This window comes from Corynebacterium gerontici, from assembly GCF_003813985.1.
GTDB classification, from domain to species: domain Bacteria; phylum Actinomycetota; class Actinomycetes; order Mycobacteriales; family Mycobacteriaceae; genus Corynebacterium; species Corynebacterium gerontici.
In genome coordinates, this window is sequence record NZ_CP033897.1 from 1383122 (window position 1) to 1407994 (window position 24873).

Annotated in this window: 21 protein-coding genes; 2 read left to right on the forward strand and 19 right to left on the reverse strand. The window is 58.7% G+C overall.

Annotated elements, in window-relative coordinates; all coding sequences use genetic code 11:
• Positions 1-59: 59 nt before the first annotated feature.
• The 10 genes from CGERO_RS06510 to CGERO_RS06555 all read right to left on the reverse strand — a co-directional run bounded on the left by CGERO_RS06510 (position 60) and on the right by CGERO_RS06555 (position 13440).
• Complete coding sequence (locus CGERO_RS06510; protein WP_123934354.1) at positions 60-3029, reverse strand: FtsK/SpoIIIE family DNA translocase; 2970 nt, start codon at positions 3027-3029, stop codon at positions 60-62.
• A 75-nt stretch (positions 3030-3104) separates the two neighbouring features.
• Positions 3105-3728, reverse strand: a complete 624-nt coding sequence (locus CGERO_RS06515) for a TIGR03085 family metal-binding protein (RefSeq protein WP_123934356.1) — start codon at positions 3726-3728, stop codon at positions 3105-3107.
• 70 nt (positions 3729-3798) lie between these two features.
• Positions 3799-5553 (reverse strand): ribonuclease J, encoded by a 1755-nt coding sequence (locus tag CGERO_RS06520; RefSeq protein WP_377017564.1) that lies wholly within the window; start codon positions 5551-5553, stop codon positions 3799-3801.
• Between the two features lie 332 nt (positions 5554-5885).
• Positions 5886-6791: a 4-hydroxy-tetrahydrodipicolinate synthase gene (gene dapA, locus CGERO_RS06525; RefSeq protein ID WP_123934360.1), complete on the reverse strand. Its 906-nt coding sequence runs from the start codon at positions 6789-6791 to the stop codon at positions 5886-5888.
• A 100-nt stretch (positions 6792-6891) separates the two neighbouring features.
• Positions 6892-7647: an FAD-dependent thymidylate synthase gene (gene thyX / locus CGERO_RS06530; protein WP_123934362.1), complete on the reverse strand. Its 756-nt coding sequence runs from the start codon at positions 7645-7647 to the stop codon at positions 6892-6894.
• Positions 7647-8390, reverse strand: a complete 744-nt coding sequence (dapB, locus tag CGERO_RS06535) for a 4-hydroxy-tetrahydrodipicolinate reductase (protein ID WP_123934364.1) — start codon at positions 8388-8390, stop codon at positions 7647-7649. The genes thyX and dapB overlap by 1 nt, the downstream gene beginning before the upstream one ends.
• Before the next feature lie 144 nt (positions 8391-8534).
• A complete protein-coding gene (locus tag CGERO_RS06540) occupies positions 8535-10793 on the reverse strand; it encodes a polyribonucleotide nucleotidyltransferase (protein ID WP_206423933.1) in 2259 nt (752 codons plus the stop codon).
• 187 nt (positions 10794-10980) lie between these two features.
• Positions 10981-11250, reverse strand: a complete 270-nt coding sequence (gene rpsO / locus CGERO_RS06545) for a 30S ribosomal protein S15 (protein WP_123934368.1) — start codon at positions 11248-11250, stop codon at positions 10981-10983.
• Between the two features lie 141 nt (positions 11251-11391).
• Entirely contained in the window at positions 11392-12360 is a 969-nt protein-coding gene (locus CGERO_RS06550) for a nucleoside hydrolase (RefSeq protein WP_123934370.1), read from the reverse strand.
• Between the two features lie 30 nt (positions 12361-12390).
• Positions 12391-13440 carry a bifunctional riboflavin kinase/FAD synthetase gene (locus CGERO_RS06555; RefSeq protein ID WP_123934372.1) on the reverse strand — a complete coding sequence of 350 codons (1050 nt, stop codon included), beginning with the start codon at positions 13438-13440 and terminating at the stop codon, positions 12391-12393.
• A 30-nt stretch (positions 13441-13470) separates the two neighbouring features.
• Here CGERO_RS06555 and truB point away from each other — a divergent pair, with 30 nt between their 5' ends.
• Complete coding sequence (gene truB / locus CGERO_RS06560; protein ID WP_123934374.1) at positions 13471-14373, forward strand: tRNA pseudouridine(55) synthase TruB; 903 nt, start codon at positions 13471-13473, stop codon at positions 14371-14373.
• Between the two features lie 3 nt (positions 14374-14376).
• Here truB and CGERO_RS06565 read toward each other — a convergent pair whose 3' ends face one another.
• The 9 genes from CGERO_RS06565 to rimP all read right to left on the reverse strand — a co-directional run bounded on the left by CGERO_RS06565 (position 14377) and on the right by rimP (position 23929).
• On the reverse strand, positions 14377-15039 hold the full coding sequence (locus tag CGERO_RS06565) for a 4'-phosphopantetheinyl transferase family protein (RefSeq protein WP_123936010.1): 663 nt from the start codon (positions 15037-15039) through the stop codon (positions 14377-14379).
• Entirely contained in the window at positions 15032-15817 is a 786-nt protein-coding gene (locus tag CGERO_RS06570) for a metallophosphoesterase family protein (RefSeq protein WP_245998794.1), read from the reverse strand. The genes CGERO_RS06565 and CGERO_RS06570 overlap by 8 nt, the downstream gene beginning before the upstream one ends.
• Positions 15818-15918: 101 nt before the next feature.
• Positions 15919-17250 (reverse strand): MATE family efflux transporter, encoded by a 1332-nt coding sequence (locus tag CGERO_RS06575; RefSeq protein ID WP_245998795.1) that lies wholly within the window; start codon positions 17248-17250, stop codon positions 15919-15921.
• Between the two features lie 49 nt (positions 17251-17299).
• The gene (locus tag CGERO_RS06580) at positions 17300-18298 is read right to left on the reverse strand and encodes a DHH family phosphoesterase (RefSeq protein WP_123934378.1); all 999 of its coding nucleotides are present in this window, start codon (positions 18296-18298) and stop codon (positions 17300-17302) included.
• A complete protein-coding gene (rbfA, locus tag CGERO_RS06585) occupies positions 18285-18719 on the reverse strand; it encodes a 30S ribosome-binding factor RbfA (RefSeq protein ID WP_123934380.1) in 435 nt (144 codons plus the stop codon). The genes CGERO_RS06580 and rbfA overlap by 14 nt, the downstream gene beginning before the upstream one ends.
• Before the next feature lie 159 nt (positions 18720-18878).
• A complete protein-coding gene (gene infB, locus CGERO_RS06590; protein ID WP_123934382.1) occupies positions 18879-21782 on the reverse strand; it encodes a translation initiation factor IF-2 in 2904 nt (967 codons plus the stop codon).
• Positions 21783-21868: 86 nt separating this feature from the next.
• Positions 21869-22183, reverse strand: a complete 315-nt coding sequence (locus CGERO_RS06595; RefSeq protein WP_245998796.1) for a YlxR family protein — start codon at positions 22181-22183, stop codon at positions 21869-21871.
• A gap of 183 nt (positions 22184-22366) precedes the next feature.
• Positions 22367-23374 (reverse strand): transcription termination factor NusA, encoded by a 1008-nt coding sequence (nusA, locus tag CGERO_RS06600; RefSeq protein WP_123934384.1) that lies wholly within the window; start codon positions 23372-23374, stop codon positions 22367-22369.
• Positions 23375-23929, reverse strand: a complete 555-nt coding sequence (gene rimP / locus CGERO_RS06605) for a ribosome maturation factor RimP (protein ID WP_123934386.1) — start codon at positions 23927-23929, stop codon at positions 23375-23377.
• Positions 23930-23976: 47 nt separating this feature from the next.
• Here rimP and CGERO_RS06610 point away from each other — a divergent pair, with 47 nt between their 5' ends.
• On the forward strand, positions 23977-24831 hold the full coding sequence (locus tag CGERO_RS06610) for a DUF4439 domain-containing protein (protein ID WP_123934388.1): 855 nt from the start codon (positions 23977-23979) through the stop codon (positions 24829-24831).
• Positions 24832-24873: the final 42 nt, after the last annotated feature.

A 24873-nucleotide genomic window follows, 5' to 3' on the forward strand; every position in this document is an offset into this window, starting at 1 on the left:
CCCTCGAAAGTTTGCACACCGCGCGCGGCTCGGGGCCGTTGCCTGGGTCTGCCTGTGCGCTAAAAGGCGTTGCCGGTGGGATTCACGGTGGCCTGGACAGTTCGGGTGTCTTCGTCGTTTTCCTTCGGAGCTTCGGCTGGATCTGCACCCTTGATCATCCAGATGATGGTGTCAAGCTCTTCTGGCTTCACCAGCACCTCGCGCGCCTTCGATCCTTCTGAGGGCCCCACAACACCGCGCGTTTCCATGAGGTCCATGAGGCGCCCTGCCTTGGCAAAACCAATACGAAGTTTTCGTTGCAGCATTGAGGTGGATCCCAACTGCGAGGTAACCACCAGCTCGACGGCTTGAAGCAGATCTTCAAGATCGTTGCCGATATCGGAGTCAATGTCCTTTTTCGCCTCGGCGGCCTTATCCTCGGTCACGCCCTCGGTGTAGTTGGGCTCGCCCTGCGCCTTCGCGGCAGCAACCACTTCGTAGACTTCTTCGTCGGTGACGAAGGCACCCTGGATGCGCTGTGGCCTGCCGCCTTGCGGGATGAAGAGTCCATCACCCATGCCGATGAGTTTTTCTGCCCCGCCCTGATCCAAGATCACTCGCGAGTCCGTGAGCGAGGAGGTAGCGAATGCCAAACGCGAAGGAACGTTCGTCTTAATCAAACCCGTCACAACGTCCACCGAGGGGCGCTGGGTCGCCAGCACCAGGTGGATGCCTGCTGCGCGGGCCTTCTGCGTAATGCGCACGATGGAATCTTCGATTTCCTTCGGTGCCGTCATCATGAGGTCAGCCAACTCGTCCACCACACAGACGATGTAGGGGTATGCCTTATATTCGCGTTCGGAGCCCATCGGTGTCTCGATTTCGCCGGCTTGCACCTTCTTGTTGAAGTCCTTGATGTGGCGCACGCGTGCGGACTTCATGTCCATGTAGCGCTGCTCCATCTCTTCCACCAACCACTGCAGTGCGGCGGCGGCCTTCTTGGGCTGCGTGATGATCGGCGTGATCAGGTGCGGAATCCCCTCGTATGGAGTAAGTTCCACCATCTTCGGATCCACCAGTATCAGCCGCACATCCTCTGGGGTGGCTCGGGTTAGCAGCGACACCAACAGCGAGTTCACAAAGGCCGACTTACCGGAGCCCGTGGAACCAGCCACCAACAGGTGCGGCATCTTCTGGATTGAGTGCGCCACGAAATGGCCCTCAATATCTTTACCGAGTCCCACGAGCATCGGATCATGATCACCAGTCGTGCTTGGCGCATTGAGCACGTCGCCCAGACGAACCACCTCGCGGTCACTGTTAGGCACCTCGATACCTACCGCGGACTTGCCGGGAATTGGGGTAAGCAGGCGAACATTGTCTGTTGCCACAGCGTAGGCAAGGTTGGACTGCAGGTTGGTGATCTTGGAAACCTTCACGCCTGGACCAAGTTCGATTTCATAGCGCGTGACTGTGGGCCCGCGAGAAAAGCCCGTCACGTGAGCGTCAACCTTGAACTCCTCAAACACCGCAGTGATCGCCTCAATAATGCGGTCATTGGCGGCAGAATGCGTCTTTGGTTCGGCACCGGGTACCAGCAGCGCCGTGCTGGGCAGGTTGTAGTCGCTTGTTTGCTTTTCGACGTCCCCCGCACCCGTTTTCGACGCATCCTCAACCAGCTTCCGGCCAGCAGCGACCACGTCGCTGGCCGCTTCTGCGGCTGCCACACTGGCACGCCCCTTCGCAGTTGCACCGGTGGCCGCCGCCTTCGCTGCGGCCGAAGCAAGATTCGAAGCGGAGGCGGAAGCCTCACGCGCTGCGCTGCTCTTCGCAGGTCTTGGTTTAGCAGGCGCCGGCGAAGACTCGGGTGCAGCGGGAGTGGTAGCTGCGGGGCGGACCACTGGAATGCTCTCGGTTTCCGGATCACGGGGCGCACGCTTGGGTGGAGTTTGGAAAAGGGTGTGTTGTGTATCCTCCTCGGGCTCCTCAACGGGATACGCATCCATCGGGCTCATCCGTGGGGCTCGGTTAAGAACCTCTGTGGGCTCAGCGTCGAACCGGGTGCGAGTGCGATAGCTCGGTCGGGTGTTGATCGGAGGCAAATCCTCGTCAATCTCGTCCTCATCGTCCAACTCATCAACTGGCTCGTACTCACTGAGGTAGTCGGCATCGCCCTCGGCGAAACGGGCTTCCCTTGCTTCTTTGCGCTCTGCAATGTAGTCACGGATGGCGTCGAAAAGCTCACGAACCGTAATATTGGAAACCTTCAGCGCACCAAAAATCAGGGCTAACACCAGCAGGGCGATGGCTATGACGCTGCTAAAACCAGCAATGAGCGGAGTGCCCAAGAACGCACCGATAGCTCCTCCAGCTTCCATTCGTGCTGACCAGCTTTGAGGATTGCCAGCGAATGCGTGCACCAAGGACAACATGGAGGCGACGATCAACGCCGTGCCACCGATGATCCGATTACGCGACTCGGGTTCAGGACGGTGTCCCAGCATGAGCGCGATGGCCAACGCAACCAGGGCTACCGGGAGCACGAAAGCGCCTGCACCAACGACCAGGTGCGCGAAGCGAGCAATGTACTCCCCGATCGGACCTGCAATGTTGAACCAAACCGATGTGGCGAGCACTACTGCCAGTGCGATGAGGCTCAAGCCAATAGCATCGGCGCGCTGCTGATCCATGGGTTGAGCAGTGGCAGTTTCCTGCTGTGCTTGAGCGTCTTCAGACGGTTGAGTTTCTTCGGGTTGCTGGGCATTGCGCGTGAATGGCTTCCCGATACCACGGGTGAGCTTGCCTACGCCCCGCGCGCTGGCCCCGAACATGGCCGCGATGCCTTGCCCAACTGGCTTCACTGCAGAACCGGTGCGTTCACCGGAAGTTTGAGCTCCACGCTGTGAAGCGGCAACCATCGACGTGGTGTTCGTTCGTTGCCGCTGTGTTGCTTGTTTTCTGCCCGGACCGTTTGAGGCAGCCTTGGTGGAGTCGCTTCGTTTCTTGCGACTCGATCGTGGCGATGGCGACGTAGTGCTCCTGACAGACATGCCTTCCACTCTAGACGCTCAAATCACAACAATCACATTTGCAACACCGTAGATCAGCATTTACTTTTGACAAGTCTAAATGCTTGACTTTCTGATCGCATCGCTAGGGCCATGAACCTCGACCTGTGCAACATCGCGGTCAAACACCCACAGCAGAATCTCCCCTACCGAACCTCGCACATGGGCAACCTGGTTCCCACGCTCGCTCACGCCCCGTCGATCATTGGCGATCACTCGATCAAATCCTTGCGGTTCGAGAACAACCGGAACCTCCGAGGCACCAAGGATTCGTGGCGCAAGCATCTTCAGCGAACGGTATAACGCTTGTGCATCCCCAGGCGAAAATTCTCGGGCAGGTTCCCCCTGTGCCCTGCGCACATCCTCATGATGCACAAAATGCTCGGCTGCATTGATCAAAGGATCCAACCAACGCACTGGATTCACAAGGCCAGGGCCCTGCTCCCAGGATTGCAACAATTGTTCGTAGTCCTGCGCCAAGTATCGTTCGGTGGTTTCTTCCAGGCGTTCACTGAACCTGGAGAAGAACATCCCCGCAGTGGCCAAGGGTTCGTGCTCACGAATATACAAATGAGCGGCCATGTCACGGCATGTCCACCCTTCACACAACGTTGGCGCATCAGGCCCAAAGCGCAAGAGCGAGGATGCGAGTGCGTGGCGTTCTTTGGAAGCAAAACTCATAGCGCCCCAGTGTAGCTGCGCCAACAAGAAAGCACCCCTGCCAAAGCAGAGGTGCCCAGTGAGAGGAAACCTAGAGGCTTTCGCGAGAAGCGTAGATTTCCTGATCGTTTGCCTTGACATCCGTTGCCGTCATCGGAATGACGGTAGGCATAATCATCGGCTTGCGACGCCACGTTTGCTCGACGTAGCGCGAGATACGACGGCGAAGCTGTCCCACCATACGGTAAGGGTCGTTTTCACCCTCCGCGGCAAGGTCATTCATGGTGTTATACGCCAGCTCGGAAACCTCGGGCATCATAGCCACTGCGTCTTCGGAGAAGCCCTTTGCCTCAACCTGGGGGCGCTCCAACAATTGGCCGGTGCGGTTGTCAATCACACAAGTGATTGAAATCAAGCCACCTTCACCGAGGGACGCACGCTCCTCCAGCACCTCTGCATCGATGTCACCCATAGTGACGCCATCAACATAGAGGTGACCGACCGGAATTTGGCCAACCACGCGGGCGCGACCATCAACCAAGTCAACAACCACACCATTTTGAGCGAGCACCACTCGATCTCGCTCCACGCCGGTGGAGATTGCCAACTCCTTGTTCGCGCGCAGGTGGCGCCATTCGCCGTGAACCGGCATGGCATTGACGGGTCGTGCCGCGTTGTAGAGGAACAGCAGCTCTCCGGAATAACCGTGACCCGAAGTGTGCACCTTGGCATCCTTACCGGTGATCACTGTGGCACCGATCTGCGCCAACATGTTGATCACACCGAACACGGCCTCCTCGTTGCCGGGCACCAGCGAAGAGCTCAAGATAATGAGGTCTCCGTCGCGAACGGTAATTTGGCGGTGCTCACGACGTGCCATGCGCGATAGCGCCGCCATCGGCTCGCCCTGCGTACCGGTGGTGATGAGCATGACCTTATGGGGAGCCATTTTCGCAGCGTCGTCCATGGTGACGATAGTGCCGCGAGGCGCCTTCAGGTAGCCCATCTTCTCCGCGATCTCCATGTTGCGAATCATGGAGCGACCATTGAACGCCACCTTGCGTCCCGCAGCCACTGCTGCATCGACAGCAGCCTGCACACGGTACACGTTCGAAGCGAAGGACGCCAAGATCACGCGCTGCTTCGCCTCGGCGACGAGTCGCTTCAACGTCGGCGCGATTTCAGCCTCTGAGCCTGACACACCGGGTGTAGTTGCATTGGTCGAATCGCACAGAAGCAGATCTACGCCCTCATCGCCGAAACGAGACAGCGCAGGAAGATCGGTTGGGCGGCCGTCGGTCGGCGTCTGATCAAGTTTGATATCGCCGGTGTGCACCACAAGGCCGGCGCCCGTCTTGATGGCTACACCAAGGCAATCCGGGATCGAGTGATTCACAGCCCAGAAGCGAATGTTAAACGGACCATAATTCACGTCCGACTTTTCGTTCACTTCCACCAGCTTGGGACGCTGACGGTGCTCGCGAGTCTTGGCTGCGATGAGCGCCAGAGTGAACTTCGAGGCGATGATCGGAATGTCGTGGCGCAACTTGAGCAGCCACGGAATAGCGCCAATGTGGTCCTCGTGGCCGTGGGTCACGACCAAAGCTTCAACGCGATCCAGGTGATCCTCGATGGGACCGAAGTCCGGCAAGATCAAATCCACACCCGGCTCGCCGGATGATGGGAAAAGTACGCCGCAGTCCACAATGAGCAGACGGTTGTTGTACTCGAACACCGTCATGTTGCGGCCGATTTCAGAAATGCCGCCCAGTGCGTAGATGCGCAGGCCGTTCCTCGGCGCCTTCGGTGGCTGAGGCAGACGCTCGGTGAGGTCTGCACCCTGCATGGACTTCACAACATTGCGGCGCCCACGATTATTGGACCCCTGATTATTGCCATTTCGGTTGTTTCCGTTGCGGTTGCCACCTCGGCCTCCATTACCGCCACCGTTGCGGTTGCCTCGGCCACCGCCGTTATTGTCCCGGTTATTCTTGGCGTTCTTGCCGTTACCGCGGCCTCGGCTCTTGTTGTTGTCGGCCGATTGCTTCTTCTCGTTTGTGCGAGCTGCTTCTTCGCTAGACCCCTGGTTTTCGGGTGCCTTGAAAACCGGCACCTCAGCCTCTGGTGATCCTGCTTTGCGGGTAACCCTACGAGAGCGGTTACGGGGTTCAGTCATATTTATAAAACTCCAGCTAATGTCATATCGTGGCGGAGATCTTCTAGCTCTTGATCGTTTGGAGCAACAATCGGAAGGCGAGGATCTCCCACCTCAATGCCTTGCAAGCGCAAACCGGCTTTTGCCAGTGAAACGCCGCCCAATCGTCCTTGGGCTGCTACAAGGTGTGCCAATTTGGCGTTAATTTCACGAGCGCGGACAAGATCGCCCGCGCCAAACGATGTGTGAAGTGCTCGCAGCGCTGCTGGCGCAAGATGGCCGACAACGGAAATAAATCCGGTTGCACCGACGCTCAACCATGGGAGGTTCAAAGGATCGTCTCCGGAGTACCAAGCAAGCCCAGTCTCGGCGATCAGCGTGGTAGCTGCTGCGATGTCCCCTTTAGCATCCTTGACTGCCGCCACGTTTTCAAGTTCGGCGAGTCTACGGATGGTGTCTGAGGCGATCGGAATGACCGATCGCGGAGGGATGTCATACAAGCAAATGGGCAGGTCAGTAGACTTTGCGACCACCTCGAAGTGGCGGTACACGCCTTCCTGGCTCGGCTTTGAATAATAGGGGGTAACCACCAACAGAGCGTCTGCGCCGGCTTCCTCAAAGCGCTTCGACAGCTCCACCGTGCTGTGGGTGTTATTTGTACCCGAGCCGCCGATCAGTTTGATGTTCTCCCCGACGGCTTCACGCACGGCCTTGAGCAGCTGCAGCTTTTCTTCAACACTCGTGGTTGGAGATTCACCCGTAGTTCCGGCCAACACCAAAGAATCCACGCCAGCGTCTACCAAGTGCTTGGCCAGGCGCTGACCTGCTTCCAGATCTAAAGCACCTTCGGCATCGAAGGGGGTGACCATCGCGACGGAAACGGTGCCAAAGTGCTCGCTTCCAGTTCTAGCTGTCAATCCATTGCTCATGACTCTTCAGACTACCTTGTGCCCGAGTGCTTTCGCTGCTGGCATTGCCGAAAATGAAAACTTTGCCAAAACACGTTCCACTCCAAACGCTAGCGGCATCCTAATCCATTATGTAGGGGCTCGTCGCCATTTCGGTGCCGTCGGAGAGGGTCGAAATCTCGAAATCGTCGAACACTACCGGTGCTTGCTTCTTCAGCAATGACAGACACTTCAGGGCCAGCTGGCGGATTTCCAAATCCGCGTGCTCGCTTGCCCGCATGCTGATAAAGTGCCGCCAGGCACGGAAGTTGCCGGTAACAACGATTCGCGACTCAATAGCGTTGGGCAGGATCGCACGCGCAGCTTGTAGTGCCTGCTTCTTGCGCAGTAGAGCGTTGGGCTCCTCTGCCAGCTTCTCTTCCAGTCCGGCGAGCAGGTCTTCATAGACGAAACGAATATCGTCTACTGCATTGAGGAAGATCCTCTTGAGTTCTTCATCCTCGGCGATGAGTGTCGGCACTGCCACCTCAGCTTCGTCGGTATGGACAAAGCGCTGGGAAAGTTGAGAGAAAGAGAAATGACGATGCCGAATCAATTCGTGCGTCGCCGAGCGGGAAAGGCCACGGATATACATGGTGGCCGTTGCGTGCTCAAACAGCGCCGTATGCCCTACCTCCAGAATGTGACGCAAATACGCTTCGTTGGAAGCTGTGCGCGGATTCGGCTTGTGAAAGGTTTCATAACAAGCCCGCCCGGCAAACTCAATGAGCGCCTCGGAGTTGCTCGCGTTGGCGTCGACAAGCCAATCCACGTCCTGCGGAGCTTGAAATTGCGAGCAAGCGATTAACTCAACGTTAAGGTGAGACTCCTTGGCCATTAGATATCCAGGAAGTGTTCCAGGCCCACCGTCAAGCCGTCGTGCTTGGCCACCTCGCGCACGCCGATGAGCACGCCAGGAACAAAGGAGGTTCGATCATAAGAATCCTGGCGAATGGTCAGCGACTGTCCCTGCGAGCCGAAGATCACCTCTTCGTGCGCCACCATGCCGGTCATACGAACGGCATGCACCGCTACTCCATCAACATCCGCACCACGGGCACCGTCAAGGCTTTGTTCGGTGGCATCGGGTTGTGCGCCCATGCCAGCTTCTCGACGCGCCTGCGCGATTCCTTCAGCGGTGTGAATTGCGGTACCGCTGGGGGCATCGAGCTTATTGGGGTGGTGATATTCAACGACCTCGGCTGAATCGAAGAAACGCGCTGCCTGGCGGGCAAAGCTCATCGTCAGCACAGCAGAAATGGCAAAGTTGGGTGCGATGAGGACGTTGGCGTCAGCACCTTCGCACCACTGACGCACCTGATCAAGGCGCCCCTGATCAAATCCAGTGGTACCTACTACACAGTGAATTCCATTTTGGATGCAAAACTCAAGGTTATCCATCACTGAGCCTGGAGTGGTGAAATCGACAATGACCTCCGCGCCCTGATCTACCAAAGTCTGCAGGTCATCCTCGCGGTCCAACGCCGCAACCAGCTCAAGATCATCTGCGGCATGAACACCTTCGACGATCGCCTGGCCTACGCGCCCCTTGGCACCCAAAACGCCCACCTTTTGCACCATGTATCCGGCTCCTTCTTCTGAGAGGACTAGCTATGTGTTTTGTAAGTTTCAACCGTAGCAGCCGACCCAAGATCGCTTGCTTCGTGGAATGCAAAAAGGTGGCACACTCGAAGTTGTGCCACCTTGTATGCGCTCGGCGAAGGGTTAGTCGTCCTTCACCGGGGCCAGCGAGATCTTCCCGCGGTTATCGATATCGAGGATTTCCACCTCGATCTTATCGCCAACCTTGACAACGTCTTCGACGTTTTCGATTCGCTTGGAGCCACCCAGCTTGGAGATATGCACCAGACCGTCGCGGCCGGGCACGAGGGAGACGAAGGCGCCGAAGGCGGTGGTCTTCACCACGGTGCCCAGGAAACGCTCTCCCACCTTGGGCAGCTGAGGATTCGCGATGGAGTTGATCTTGTCAATCGCGGCGTCTGCAGCTTCGCCGGAGCTGGCAGAGACGTACACGGTGCCATCATCTTCGATGGAGATCTGAGCGCCGGTGTCCTCAGTGATCTGGTTGATGTTCTTGCCTTTGGGGCCGATCACCTCGCCGATCTTAGAAACGGGCACCTTGATGGAGGTGATGCGCGGCGCGAAGTTGCTCATTTCATCTGGAGAATCAATCACTTCAGCCATGGTGTCCAGAATGGTCAAGCGGGCTTCACGGGCCTGCTCGAGGGCGTCGGCAAGCACCTTGGATGGGATGCCGTCGAGCTTGGTGTCAAGCTGCAGGGCGGTGACGAACTCCGAGGTACCTGCGACCTTGAAGTCCATATCACCGAAAGCATCCTCGGCGCCGAGAATGTCGGTCAGCGCGACGTAGCGATCCTTGCCGTCGACCTCGTCGGAGACGAGACCCATAGCAATGCCGGCCACCGGCGCCTTCAGCGGCACGCCAGCGTTCAGCAGCGAGAGCGTGGAAGCACACACGGAGCCCATGGAAGTGGAGCCATTGGAGCCCAGCGCCTCGGATACCTGGCGAATGGCGTAGGGGAATTCTTCGCGGCTCGGAATCACCGGCAGCAGTGCGCGCTCTGCAAGCGCGCCGTGGCCGATTTCGCGACGCTTCGGGGAGCCGACGCGACCCGTCTCGCCAGTGGAGTACGGCGGGAAGTTGTAGTGGTGAATGTAGCGCTTCGAGGTCACTGGGGTCAGTGAATCGATATGCTGTTCCATCTTGAGCATGTCCAACGTGGTCACACCCAGGATCTGTGTTTCACCGCGCTCAAAGAGTGCGGAGCCGTGAGCGCGAGGAATCAGCTCCACTTCAACGGAGAGGTCACGAATTGCAGTGACGCTACGGCCATCGATGCGGTAATGATCGGTAAGGATCATGTGACGCACGATCTTCTTCATCACAGCGTTATAGGCTGCGCGAATTTCCTTGGATGCAGCTGCGTCCTCCTTGCCATCGAGAAGATCGGCTTCGATCTCTTCCATGTACTCGTTGGTGGCATCATCCCGCTCTTGCTTCGAGGCGATGGTGAGCAGCTTGCGAAGCTTCTTGGAAACCTTCTTTTCCACCTTTTCAAACACCTCATCGGTGTATGCGGGGAAGAGCGGGAATTCCTGGGTTTCCTTTGCAGCGCGCTCAGCCAGACCAGCCTGCGCCTTGCACAGCAATTCGATGAAAGGCTTGGCGGCCTCGATGCCCTCGGCCACGACCTTTTCAGTCGGTGCTGGCTTGCCCTCTGCGATCTTGGCGGCAACGCCTTCAGTCGCGCCGGCTTCAACCATCATGATGGCAACGTCGCTGCGCTTGCCGCGGCCACGTCCCTTCTCCACCATGCGGCCAGCGACCACGAGCTCAAATAGCGCGGCTTCGTGCTGCTCTTCATCTGGGAAGGCCACCCACTGACCCTTGGGATGCTCGTCGTCAGCGATCAGGGCCACTCGCACGCCACCAACGGGGCCGGAGACCGGCAAACCGGAAAGTTGGGTGGCAGCCGAAGCGCCGTTGATTGCTACCACGTCATACATGTCCTTGGGATCCATGGACAGCACGGTCACCACAACCTGCACTTCATTGCGTAGACCTTTGACAAAGGTGGGACGCAGCGGACGGTCAATCAGACGGCAAGCAAGAATGGCCTCGGTGGAGGGGCGACCCTCGCGGCGGAAGAAAGATCCGGGGATCTTGCCGCTGGCGTACATGCGCTCTTCCACGTCTACGGTCAGCGGGAAGAAGTCAAAGCCTTCGCGGGGCTGCTTCGATGCGGTGGTGGTGGCCAGCAACATGGTGTCATCATCTAAGTAGGTGGTGACAGAACCGCCCGCTTGGCGAGCAAGTTGGCCAGTTTCGAAGCGGATGGTGCGTGTGCCAAAGTCACCGTTATCGATGGTGACTGCTGCTTCGGTGATGCCGAAATCGGGATCTTCGATGAATTCGATCAGGTCTGCGTTTTTACTCAAAATGCACGTCTCCTCAAAAAAATATCGTGCTCAGCGGTCGTCGGTGCCGCTTGTGTCAAGTCAATGCAAATGTTTCTTTCACATATCGCGCCCCAAAGCCTAGCACGCGAACTGCCCCACATTCTTCGGAAACACAAAACCCCATCGGCCAGCAAGGCTGGCGATGGGGAATTTGAGAGTTGAGAGCTGCTTATCGACGCAGACCCAGGCGGGAGATAAGATCGCGGTAACGATCAACGTTGTTGGCAGCCAGGTACTTCAGCAGACCCTTGCGGCGTCCAACCAGCAGCAGCAGACCACGACGGGAGTGGTGATCGTGCTTGTGCTCCTTAAGGTGCTCAGTGAGCTGCTTGATGCGTGCAGAAAGCAGAGCAACCTGAGCCTCGGGGGAACCGGTGTCGGTCTCGTGCAGACCGTATTCGGTCAGGATTTGCTTCTTCTGTTCGGTGCTCAAAGCCATAAGTGTTGAAATCTCCTATTTCAGTGCCACATAAATAGTGCCGGTATTGGCAGTTCAGGACTGCTGTGGACTGCAGTGATGCTGAACCTTGAAAAGAGTAGCAGCTTCAAGTCTGAAAGTGTTAATCCCTGCAGACTCTATTTATCGCGCTGCTACGGCCTCGCCTCGGGCAACGCGCCCGATGCGTTTCATCAGTTCTTCGAGGAATCGCTCTACTTGCACACCCACTGCCACGTTGGCGGTCTTCTGAGGATCGTTGAGGCGAGTCTCATCCCCGATGGTTCGGCCACGGGTCGGCCCTTCGGTGTCCACTTTCAGGTTGATAGGCAGCAAATCCACCAAGCTAGGATCAACAGCTACAGCCACAGCCAACGGATCATGCAATCCGCAACCTCCGAGATGCGGAGCTACCGTGTCATAGGCCGTGATGTAGAAATCGGTGGCGTCGGCAAGCGCCGTGCCAGCCGGAGTATCAAAAGCACGCCACTGTTTGGTTTCTTCATAAGTCAGCAGAGTCTGCAAGGTGACGTCAAGGCCGATCATCGTGACGTCCTTGCCGTGTCGGACCACATAATCTGCCGCTTCTGGGTCTTGGTTAATATTCGCCTCAGCCCAGGGCGAAACATTGCCCGGCACTGTGAGCGCCCCGCCCATGAACACGATGTGCGCGCGCTCAGCAAACTCGGGGCTTCGCTGCATCGCCGTGGCGATATTCGTCATGGCGCCAGTTGGCACGATCACCAACTCATCGCCGTAGCGCTCCACGGATTCGATGAGGAAATCCACGGCTGATTGCTCTTGAACGTTCGCCTGCGCATCGGGAATCTGAGCTTCTCCGATGCCATTCTTGCCGTGGATGAACGCCGAGATTTCCAAAACCTCGAATCCATCGCGGCTGAGCGCGTGCGACTCCCCAACAAAAACCGGGATATCTGAACGCCCGAAGAGTTCCAGCAGTGCGAGATCGTTGCGCGCGCCATCCTCAACCAGCACGTTGCCGTAGGTGGCGGTGACGCCGATGAGATCGAGCTCCTCGGAACCCAGCGCATACGCCAGCGCCAGGGCGTCATCGATGCCAGTGTCAAGGTCCAGGATGATCTTCTTTGCCATGTATTGCTCCTTCGCCGCCGGTGAGCGGCATTATCCCTTGTGCGATTGGTTGTCCGAGTTGGTATTTGTGTCGTTTTCGTGCAGCACTGTGTAGCAGTACTGCTTTGTGATCTCCGTGGCCTCAGCGATGATGTCTTTGGCCTTTGCTACATCCCGCCCCATGGCTTCAAGGAGTTGTTCTACCCCATCGAATTTCTCCATGCCCCGGATATGCCCAATGAACGCAACCTCCACACTGTGTCCGTACAGGTCAGCCTCGCGGTCTATGACGTAACTTTCCACACTTCTGCGCTCATCACCGAAGGTTGGATTGTGTCCAACGGAAATCGCGGCAGGATACGCCACTCCTCGTTCCATATCCCCTTCGATGGGCGCCGAGGAGGTAATAGTGAGCAGCCCCGCGTAGACGCCGTCGGCAGGCAGAGCAACCTGGTCCGGGAAGTAAAGATTCGCAGTGGGATATCCAAGCTCTTTTCCGCCACGCCCGGCGCCGCGAACCACCTGACCATTGACCGTGAATACGCGCCCCAAGCACCAATTGGCGCGCTGGACGTCTCCACGCTGCAGGGCCTCGCGGATGACGGTAGAGGATAAAACGGTGCCGTCTTCCGCCAAAAGTTCCCGGACGATGACTTCAACACCATACTGCTTGCCAAGGGCTTTGAGCGTGTCGGTATCACCTGCCGCCTTAAAGCCAAAGGTGAAGTTCTCCCCCACCACGATCACTTTGGCGCGCAGTTTTTCCATGAGCACATCTCGGAAGAACGCCTCGGGTTCCAGGCGGGCGAGGTCAGCCGAAAAACTCATCGCCAACATGTGATCGATTCCCGATGCCCGTGCTAATTCGGCACGGTCACCCACCGAGCCGAGCATTGGGGGGATTCGATCTGGCCGGAGCACCGCTAGGGGGTGGGGGTTAAAGGTAAGCAAGATGCTGGGCAACCCCAGATCACGGGCGCGCTGTGTTGCTTCACTGATGAGAGTTTGGTGCCCGCGGTGCACGCCGTCAAATACACCGATGGTGACGACAGACGCCTCGGTGTGGTCGGGAATTTCGTCGAATCTCTGCCAAATATCCACCCCACCACCCTACGACATAGACTGCACAGCATGACTGATCCCCTCGCCAACTCTGGACTCGTAGTTGTAGACAAGCCTGCCGGCATGAGCTCTCATGATGTGGTGTCGCGCTTGCGTCGCATTTTTGGCACGAGAAAGGTTGGCCACGCTGGAACCTTGGATCCGATGGCGACCGGGGTGCTGGTTGCGGGCATCGAGCGGGGCACAAAGTTCCTCGCCCACATGGTTGCTGCCACTAAGGCATACGAGGCCACAATCTTTTTAGGGGCCAGCACGAGCACCGATGACGCAGAGGGCGAAGTGCTCGAGCGCGCAAGCACTGAAGCTATCCGGGGCTTGAGTGATACTGCCATTGAGCGCGCAATCGATGGACTGCGCGGGGAAATTTTACAGCGGCCTGCCGCCGTCAGCGCTATCAAAATCGATGGCAAACGCGCATATCAGCGGGTACGCGATGGGGAGTCGGTTGAGATTCCGGCACGTCCTGTGAAGATTATTCGCTTCGATATCAACAACATCAGCCATGAGAGTGATTATGTGGAGGTGGAAGTGTCAGTTGAATGCTCCTCTGGTACGTACATCCGCTCGCTCGCACGCGACTTGGGTGAGGCGCTGGGCGTTGGTGGGCATCTCATCGCGCTGCGACGTACCGCCGTGGGCAATTTTTTGCTTGACGACGCCTTCACGCTCGAAACTCTCAGCGAACATCCTCGGCTTTCACTCTCCCTCGATGAGGCGCTGCCTCGTTGTTACCCGGAGCTTGCCGTGAGCGCGGAGGAAGCTGAGGCGCTCGCTATGGGCAAATGGCTTGAACCGCGACGTCTCCAGGGTATCCATGCTGCAATCTCCCCTGACGGCCAGGCTGTGGCATTGGTGAAGGAGCAGGGTAAACGTCTTGCCACGGTGTTTGTGGCGCGACCTTCCACCCTTTAATCATCAGGTGGAACTCACTGCCGTGGCGGCTACAACGTAGCCATCGCGGATCACCCATTTCCCTTCAATGAATGGCACCGGCGTCGGCCGAACCAACAGATATGAGGTGAAAGTGCCGTCATCGTTAATATCGATCTCTGCCTGATCAAAGCCCAGCCAACGGTGCGTCATGGGAAACCATGCCTTGTAGGTGGCCTCTTTGGCGCAGAACAGCAGGCGATCCGCGCAGTGCACACCTGAGGCCTTGAGGCGGGCAAGTTGGCGCCGCTCCCCTTCGCGGGAGATGGAATCGATGATCCCTTCTGGCAATGCTTCGGCAGGCTCGGCGTCAAGTCCCATGGATCGAACGATCAATCTCGGTGCCACAACAGCCGCGCGGAAACCGTCGGTGTGCGTGAGTGAACCACTGACTGACGCAGGCCACACGGGCATGCCCCGTTCACCACGCAAAATAGGGGCACCACCGTCGCGATGGAGTTGTTCCAGGGCTTGGTGGGCGCACCAACGTGCGTCGCCGAATTCTGACTTTCGGGCATCAACTGCGTGCGCCACCAGCGTTCGTTCCAAGGGGTGGAGGCGCTCAAAGTGTTTCAGATCGTAAGCTCCTTTTTGCACTACGAGCGAACTGAAACGGGCCGAGGGTGGAAAGAGGGAGGCGTCAAGCACCATGGCCGACCTCCAGCACGGGCGCTGGCCAACTCCGCGCCTCAAGTGTGTCTCGCCACTGCTTCGGATACCCCAACGACACTTCATAGTGCGGCACGCCCGCGATGGTCCGCACCCCCGGGGTGTGCAGATGGCCGTACACCACGGCCTGTGCGTGATAGCGCTCCGCCCAGCCCCGGGTGTGCTTCGTTCCGCACCACAGCGACATTTCCGGTGCACCCAACACTTCGAGCAGCGCTGGTTCGAGGGGCCAGTGATTCATCAAAACACAAGGCTCGCTGAGCCTGCCAACGCGGTTCACCGAATAAGAGAGACGTTCCCAACACCAGCCTCGAATATCCACGTACGGGGCGATGAACATTTCGTCGGAAAGCATGACCCCTTTGCGTTTGGCGGATTCCATCGCCTGATCCAAGCTGGTTGCAGTTGGCCGCAGGGAGTAGTCGTACAACGTAAATAAAGGCACCACGCGGACGCCATGAAAGTTGGCGTAGGGATCCTCCGGGGTCAGCACGCCCAGTTCGCGGCACCCACGCACCAACGCATCATATTTTTTGCGCCCCGTGGCTTCGTCCTTGCCTACGCTGAACAGTTCGTGGTTACCCGGAGACCACACCACCTGGCGGTACCGCCTGGCCAAAAGGGCCAGCGTGCTCAGAATGTCTGTTTGACGCTCCGCTACGTCCCCGGCAACCAGCAGCCAATCATCGGCGCTTTGCGGCTGCAGCCGATCCAGCACCGCTTCATTACCCGCTACCGATACGTGCAGATCAGACACAGCCCAAAGCGTTGCCAAGGCCGCCTCCTTCCTGCGCTCATTGCGGGGTGGTTATCAATCACCATGCTAACCGAATTGTTGCACCAGGCCGGGGCATCCCGCTAGGTTTCGCTCGTATCAATCTTGGCCCAACGCATGGAGTAAAAGCGCCACACTCCCGCTACCAAGCGAATGCTGATGAAGGCCACGATGCCCCACCACACGCCAACCAAGCCACCGCCGAAGGCCAAGGAGAGCCATACGCCAGGCAGGAATCCAAACACCACGGAGGCGATGGACGCGGTGCGCAAGAAAGCGGCATCGGAGGCACCGAGCAGCACACCGTCGAGGGCAAACACAACGCCGCCGAGCAGGATAAGCAAGATCAATTGCCACCACGGACCTGCAATGGTGCTGAGCACCGCATCTGCTTGAGTAAATAACGTCGGGATCCACGAATGTCCGATGGCAAAAACGAGTGCCAATGCTGCGGCAAATCCCGTGGAGTATGCCAATAATTTCTGCCCCGTGGCACGAGCAAGCGCAACGCTGCCCGCACCCAACGCAGCACCGGTGAGGGCCTGCGCGGCAATCGCCAAGGAATCCAGCACCAACGCCAGGAAATTCCAAAGTTGCAGCAACACCTGGTGGGCTGCCAGCGAATCTGGGCCGAAGCGCGCAGCAACGCTCGCCGCCGATAGAAAGGCCACCTGGAAACTCAACGACCGCAAAATCAGATCTCGACCCAGCACGAGCTGCCGCACCATGACTGTAGGCTGTGGGCGGATATTTCCCTCGTGGCGGCGGAAAAGACACCCAAGGAAGCAGCTGGCAGTGATCGTCGTGCCGATGAGATTCGCCCACGCAGACCCCACCACCCCGAAGTGGTGTACCAGAAGCGGGACGAGCACTGCTCCCGGAACGATGCCCGCCAATGTGAAGATCAGCGGCAGGCGAGTGTTTTGAATCCCGCGGAGCCACCCGTTGCCCGCCATCACCATGAGGAGCAAGGGAATGCCAAAGGCCGTCACTCTCAACCACGTGGTTGCCGTGGCCGCAACGTCCGGATCGTGGGCGAGCCACAACGTGAAGCTCGGTGCTCCTAGGAACATGATGCACGTCAAAACTGAGCCAACGATGAGCGCTAGCCATGTGGCCTGGACGCCCTCAGCAATGGCGCCTGAGGTATCACCTGCACCGAACTTTCTCGAAGCTCTGGCGGTAGTGCCATAAGAAAGGAAGGTCAATTGCGTGGTGACCATCGAGTACAGTGTGGTCCCGGCACCGAGGGCTGCCAAAGCCACGGTGCCTAGCCGGCCCACCACCGCAGTATCGAGCAGCAGGTACAGCGGTGTGGCTGCAAGAACACCCAGGGCTGGCAGCGCCAGTCCAAGAATGGCAGCGGCACTAACCTCCACCGGTTTCGGTTTCGTGCGTGTTACTTGATCGCTCACGTCGGCGTGATCACCTTTCTACTGAGAATTTTTCGATCGAAAACGGCCCTTACTCAACGTGTGCGATGGCCGCCAGCACTTCTGCAATCACGTGATCCTCGGTGCCAAAAGTTGAGTAACCAGCAGAGCGAACATGACCACCGCCGCCGAGAGTGCGCGCGAGCATCGACACATCGAGCGCGTCAGAGCGCAAAGACACAGCCCAATCGCCCGGCTGATACTCCTTTGGCACCACCACGAGATCGGCCTCGCTCATGCCTCGGACGGTCTCGGCAATCTTTTCCACAGCACCAACCGGATGCCCCTCGATGCGATCATGGTTTGCCATGGCGATAAGCACTCGCCATTTTCCGGCTGTGAGCAATCGTAGGTCAGCCAGCACATTGCCGAGCATCTTCAGGTCGGCCACGGAGCCGCCGTCGAAAAGCTCTGAGCTGATCCGGCGAATATCAAGATCGTGGGCAACTAGTTCCTGCGCGAACTCGTGCATCTGCGGCCTACCCCAACGGAAGCCCCCGGTGTCGGTGGCCAAGCCTGCGTAGAGCGCGTGCGCCATGCGGTCGTCGATGTCCACGCCCAAGTAGCGGAACCATTCGTGCAACACCGTAGTGGTAGATTCCGCCTGGTAATCCAGCAAGTTGATGCCAGCGAATCCCCGATTAGAGGCGTGATGATCAACCAGGATCACCTTCGAAGGATCCGCGATCACCTCCGGCTGAAGGGTGCCGGTACGCCCCAGTCCGCCACAGTCCACCACCACGATGAGGTCGCAATCTGGCATCTTTTCAACGCATCGAATTCCCTGGGCGCGGGGGATTCCGAGCAGGCCTGGATCGATGGGCTCGCGTTGGCCGATCACCCCAATGCCCTTGTTACCGAGCTGTTCGATGGCGCCAAGCAACGCGCAGATGCTACCGATCGCGTCCGCGTCTGGATTCTTATGCCCCACCACGCAAATGGTTCGCGCCTTCTTCAACTTGCGCGTCGCCGCGATGTAATCGGCACCGCTTGGATGCCGATCTCTTCTGGGCAAACTAGCCTTCAGCATGCTTGTATGGATCGGCTTCACCAGCTGGTTGGGCATTCTCGCGCAGCTTGCGCAGTTCCTCGTCGCGCTGGCGAGCCTTAGCCAACAACGCCTCCATGTGCGCGGAAGCCTCAGGCACGGTGTCCAGCTCGAAGCTCAGCGTGGGCGTGAAACGAACCGAGAGCTGGTCCCCCACGATCTTGCGGAGCTGCCCTTTGGCACGACCAAGCGCCTCTGCGGCTTGCTGGGTGTCGGGCTCTTCGTCGACGGTGCGCCCGCGCACGGTGTAGTAGACGGTGGCGTCGTGCAGATCGCCGGTAACGCGAGTGTCGGTAATCGTGACAAATTCGAGGCGGCGATCTTTGATTTCGCGCTCGATAGCGGTTGCCACAATGGTCTGAATGCGCTTTGCCATACGGGCTGCGCGTGCGTGGTCGGCCACGATGTTCTCCTTATGTTCGCATGCGTTGATCTTCAATCTAACGCGTGGGGGCAAAAACCGCCCCCGTGGACGTCTTTGGGCTCGGCAGCAAGCTTTTCGACGCGCCACGGGGGCGATCCTATTCGGCCTTGATGCGCGCGGCGTCAAGGCCTTTGGTGGTTAGTCGCGGGGGACTTCCACCATTTCGAAGACCTCGATGATGTCATCTACCTGGATGTCCGGGTAGGAAAGCACCATACCGCATTCATAACCTGCGGCGACTTCGGTGACGTCGTCCTTTTCACGACGCAGCGATTCGATTTTCGCCTTTTCGGCAACCACGGCGCCGTCGCGCAGCAGACGAATCTGAGCGTTGCGACGAACCTTGCCGGACTCGACCATACAACCTGCGATGAGGCCGACCGCGGAAGCCTTGAAGATGGCGCGAATCTCTGCCCGACCAATCTCCTTTTCTTCGTACACCGGCTTGAGCATGCCCTTGAGCGCCTGCTCCACCTCTTCGATGGCTCGGTAGATCACCGTGTAGTAGCGGATATCCACGCCTTCGGCGTTGGCTTCCTCGGTTGCCTTGCCTTCGGAACGAACGTTGAAGGCAATGATCACAGCATCCGATGCAGCAGCCAAGGTGACGTTGGTTTGCGTCACAGCACCCACACCACGGTCGATGATGTTGAGCTGCACCTCGTCGTCCACCTCGATCTTGAGCAGAGCCTCTTCCAGTGCTTCCACGGAACCGGCGTTGTCGCCCTTGAGAATGAGGTTGAGGGTCGAGGTTTCCTTGAGCACGGAATCCAGATCCTCCAGGGACACGCGCTTACGGCTCTTAGCAGCCAGGGCGTTGCGCTTACGGGCGTTGCGCTGGTTGGCAATCTGGCGAGCCACGCGGTCGTCTTCCACAACGAGCAGGTTGTCGCCGGCACCGGGAACACCGTTGAGGCCTTGCATCTGCACGGGGCGTGAAGGACCTGCTTCGTCCACGTCATTGCCGTGCTCGTCGACCATGCGGCGAACGCGACCATACGCATCGCCTGCTACCACGGAATCACCGACGCGCAGAGTACCGCGATGCACGATCACAGTAGCCACGGGGCCGCGGCCACGGTCGAGGTGCGCTTCGATAGCAACACCCTGGGCGTCCATGTCCGGGTTGGCGCGCAGATCCAGCGAAGCGTCAGCGGTGAGCAGCACGGCTTCGAGCAACTCGTCAATGTGCAGACCTTGCTTTGCGGAAATGTCCACGAACATGGTGTCGCCGCCATACTCTTCGGGAACCAGACCGTATTCGGTGAGCTGACCACGGATCTTATCCGGGTTCGCGCCTTCCTTATCGATCTTGTTCACGGCAACCACGACTGGCACATCGGCTGCCTTGGCGTGGTTGATGGCTTCCACGGTCTGCGGCATCACGCCGTCGTCGGCTGCAACCACCAGCACCGCGATGTCGGTCGCTTTCGCACCACGGGCACGCATCGCCGTGAAGGCCTCGTGACCAGGAGTATCCAGGAAGGTCACGCGACGATCTTCGCCGTTGAGTTCCACATTGACCTGGTAAGCACCGATGCCCTGAGTAATACCACCGGCTTCGCCTTCGCGGACATTCGCCTTACGGATGGAGTCAAGCAGGCGAGTCTTACCGTGGTCGACGTGACCCATGACAGTCACCACTGGGGGACGCTGGGCGAGGTCTTCCTCGTCACCTTCGTCCTCGCCGAATTGCAGGTCGAAGGATTCAAGCAGCTCGCGATCCTCGTCTTCTGGGGATACGACCTGAACCTTGTAGTTCATTTCCTCGCCCAAAAGCTGGAGGGTCTCTTCGCTCACCGAAGCGGTAGCGGTCACCATTTCGCCGAGGTTGAACAGTGCCTGCACCAGTGCTGCGGCGTCGGCGTTGATCTTTTCCGCGAAATCGGACAGAGATGCGCCGCGCGCCAGGCGCACGGTTGCGCCGCCGCCATCGGGCAGGCGTACGCCGCCGATGACGTTCGGTGCCTGCATGGACTCGTATTCGTTACGCTTTTGACGCTTCGACTTACGTCCGCGACGCGGTGCGCCGCCTGGACGGCCGAATGCGCCAGCGGTACCGCCACGTCGACCGCCGCGGCCACCTCCGCCTCCGCGGAAGCCACCGGGACCTCCCGGTCCACCGGGACCGCCGCCTGGGCGACCACCACGGTTGCCGCCACCGGATGCACGAGTGGGCATCTGCGCGGGATTCGGATGCGTAGGCATCATTGCCGGAGTTGGACGACGTCCGCCGCCCTGGCGCTCCTGACCGCCCTGAGCTCCTTGACGCTGTCCGCCAGGACGTGGGGCGCCACCGCGACCACCTGGACGAGGCGCACGATCTTGCTGTCCACCACGGCCGCCGGCGGGGCGTTGCCCACCACCGGGACGGGGCTGGCCACCGGGGCGGGGACCACCGCCGGGGCGAGGCGCTGGACGCTCGCCGCCACCCGTGGAGAACGGGTTATTGGCCACGCGTGGTGCGCGACCGCCGGGCTTCGGGCCAGGCTTGGCTTGAGGGCGCGGCATCGACGCGGGCGTGGTGCCAGACGTTGCCGGCTGCGCTGCCTCGGGTTTTGCCGCAGGCTTTGCAGGCTGAGCTGGCTTGGGTGCCGCAGGCTTCGCCGCAGCAGGCTTGGGCGCCGCAGGTTTCGCCGCTGCGCCTGGTTTCGCTGCGGGCTTTGCGGGCTGAGCTGGCTTGGGTGCCGCAGGCTTCGCCGCAGCAGGCTTGGGCGCGGCAGGTTTCGCCGCTGCGCCTGGTTTCGCGGCTGCACCGGGCTTCGGAGCTGCGGGCTTCGCAGCTTGGCCGGGCTTTGCCGACGGTGCCGCAGGTTTCGTTTCAGCCTTGGCAGCGGGCTTCGCTTCAGCTTTCGCTTCGCCACCTTCTGCCTTGGAAGCTTGAGCCTCGTAGTGTGCTTTCATCTTCTTGATCACCGGGGGTTCGATGGTCGAAGAAGCAGTTTTAACAAATTCGCCTTGCTCTTTGAGCGTGGCAAGAAGTTCTTTGCTGGTTACACCAAGCTGTTTTGCGAGCTCATGTACACGTAGCTTTCCGGGCACTTCTCTCCTTGGGTTTTAAGGCAAGGAATCAAAGGCCCAAAAGGCTGATTCCTTACCTGTTTTCGTTGACGTTCATCGCTGATGCTTCATGGTGTGCTCATCAGTGTTGTGTCTTCCTTACAGGGGTCAGGGTCGTGTTGGAGGAGATAATCCCTCACATGACCTGTGTCTATTGGCATAGACACCCGAAACGCGCGGGCAAATGCTCGCCTGCGCGTCGCTTCTTCCAATGCCTCGACCGTTGGCGTGATCCATGCTCCTCTGCCACCCAATTTTCTCTGGGGGTCAGGAACGATGAAGCAGGTGCCGTCGATAGGTTGCGACACGAGGCGCAAAAGATGCTGCGGATCGGTGGTGGTTCGAGTGGCAATGCAGGTGCGTTGGATTGTGTGTTCAGGCATCCGCTTGAGCTCGAGCCACCTTTCTTCTGATCCACAGACGATTCTTCGCCCCGGCACATCCGCGCACGCTATTGATCTGGGCAATAGCGTTGTAACCGATTTTCGGCACAGCGCAACGATTCGAGAACCATCGGCCAGTGTACGCCATTGTTGTGATTTGGCGAATCACCACCTCCCCGACGGCTATTCCTGATCGTCCTTGTCTGATCGAATGTCGATCTTCCAACCAGTCAGGCGGGCCGCAAGGCGAGCATTCTGCCCTTCTTTACCGATCGCCAGCGAGAGCTGGTAATCGGGCACGGTGACTCGTGCTGCTTGCGCTTCCTCATCGAGCACCTCAACGTGTACCACTTTAGATGGTGCCAGAGCATTTCCCACGAAAGTTGCAGGATCCTCGGAGTATTCGATGATGTCGATCTTCTCCCCCGCGAGTTCCTTCATGATGTTGTTCACTCGCTGACCACGCGGCCCGATGCAAGCTCCTTTGGCGTTGAGCCCCTTCGCCATCCCACGTACCGCAATTTTCGAGCGATGCCCCGCCTCGCGGGCAATGGAGACGATTTCCACGGAGCCGTCGGCAACCTCGGGAACTTCCAATTGGAACAAGTGGCGGACAAGCTCAGGGTGCGTGCGAGAGAGGTTGATCTGCAGGTTGGTGGGATTGCGATTCACACCCACCACATATGCTTTCACTCGATCACCGTGGCGAAGCACCTCTCCAGGAATTTGCTCTGCCGGAATTAAGATGCCGTCTTGTCCATCGAGCTCAGTACCGAGATGCACAACAACGATGCCTTTTTCTTTGGCGTGAGCATCTGCTTGCACGATGCCCGAGACGATCGTGTCCTCGTATTCCGAATAGGCATCGTATGCCTTGGCGGTGGTTGCCTCGCGCAGTTGCCTCAGGATGGTGTCGCGTACTGCTTTGGCGCCAATCCGTCCAAAGTGCGAAGGTGTGTCGTCGCGCTCGCTGAGCACGTTGCCTTCTTCATCCAGCGTGGACACGATGACAGCAACTTCACCAGTGTCGCGATCGATTTCCACCCGCGCACGCTCACCCTCGGTGTCGCTTTCTTCCTTGTACTCAAGGTAAGCATGACGAAGCGCCCCTGCGATCGTTAACAGCAGTTCTTGGACGGCAATGCCGTGTTCCTTCTCGATCGCGCGGAGCGCCTTGATGTCAATATTCACTTATGCGTGATCCTCTCGCCATTGCATGGCTTCGTCGTAACTCATATTCGTAAGCTCCAATTGCTCTTCGGGAGCTTGGGCAAATTCAATTTCTACCACTGCCCGAGGGGTGTTGGCTAGTACCAGGGATTCCACCACTAAATTCCTACCCTGCTTTTGCACGAGGACGACCCTGGCTTCTTCTTTATCCAGCGCTCCAATACGCCAGGTGCTTTGCTTTTCGTCTTGCGTCACCTTGACTAGCCGCCCCCGGTTTCTGCGCCAATGCCGGGGAAGGGTCAGCGGGCGATCCACTCCGGGGGTGGTGACTTCTAGGGTGTAACCTGCACCGAAGTTCAGCGTGCCGCGTTCTTCGGTGGCGTCGAAAAGCTCCGAAATTTCCTGGGACACCACTTCAAGCAGGTCGAGCCCCGGGCGCTGGTCGCCGTCGAGTTGGATGGTGACGGAAGATTTCTTGCCAGCTCTATTGACCTTGATTCCCTCAACGTCCAGGTGGTGGCTGGCTACGAGCGGGCTGATGAGTGCTTCGAGCGTCTCGGAAGTAGGAAATGCCATGTGCTTCATGCTAGCCGGAGGTGGCGCAAGGCTATACTTTGCAATCGATGCGCCATTCGAACCTTCTTCCCTTCAGCTTGTTGTTACCTCTTGCGGGCTGCAGTCTCATCTCGCAGCCCGAACCTAACGCAACATTGGTGGAACTTGCCGCCCAGGCGCAGTATGAATCACAGACGTACCAAACGCCTTCCTTGAAGGAACTCCGCACTGGCGACGCCGAGGAACTGATTGCAGAGATCTTGCGCGAGTGCGGCCACCGCGATGATGGTCAGCAGCCCGAAAGCTGTGATCGCGCCACGGTTGATGATGCGATCAGTGCAGCCGCACTAGATCAACGCCCAGGCTTGGAGCTTTTCGACGTCTCAGCGTCCAACATTGCAAACGTAGCCACCACAGCACCGCAGGACGCAATGCCGGTGATCGTGCAGCAAGTGCTCGATCTGGTTGCCGCGGGCTCCGCTACCCCAAACACTGGCGCGGCAGAACTTAGGATGAACAAAGAGCTCAAAAGCCAAGGCATCAGTAGCGAGGCAGTGAACGCCGACGCTGAAGACGCCAGAAGCGCGTTGAAGGAAGAATTTGCAACGCGCTATGCCTTGGGTGTGGCTCAGGCATACGCCGAGCCCGGCACCGCCGGAGCCATCGCAGAGTTGCGCGCTGCGCACCAGAGCCGCATTGACTTACTGGAGTCTAGCCTCGCCCCCACCGAGGATGTGCCCGTTGCCGAACCCGCCTACGAGATCGCTGGCACCGTGCCCGAAAATCCTGGTTCCGCGGCGGTGCTCGTTGACGAACTTCATCAACACATGGTGGATACTTACGCCCACTTAGCGGCGCAGGCGCGCACGCCTTCATGGCGCATGTTCTGCCTGGCCATGGCGTCACAGAGCCTACGAGGTTAAACAGCGCTCCGTTGTTCTCGCTCAACATTGACTTCGGAGCCC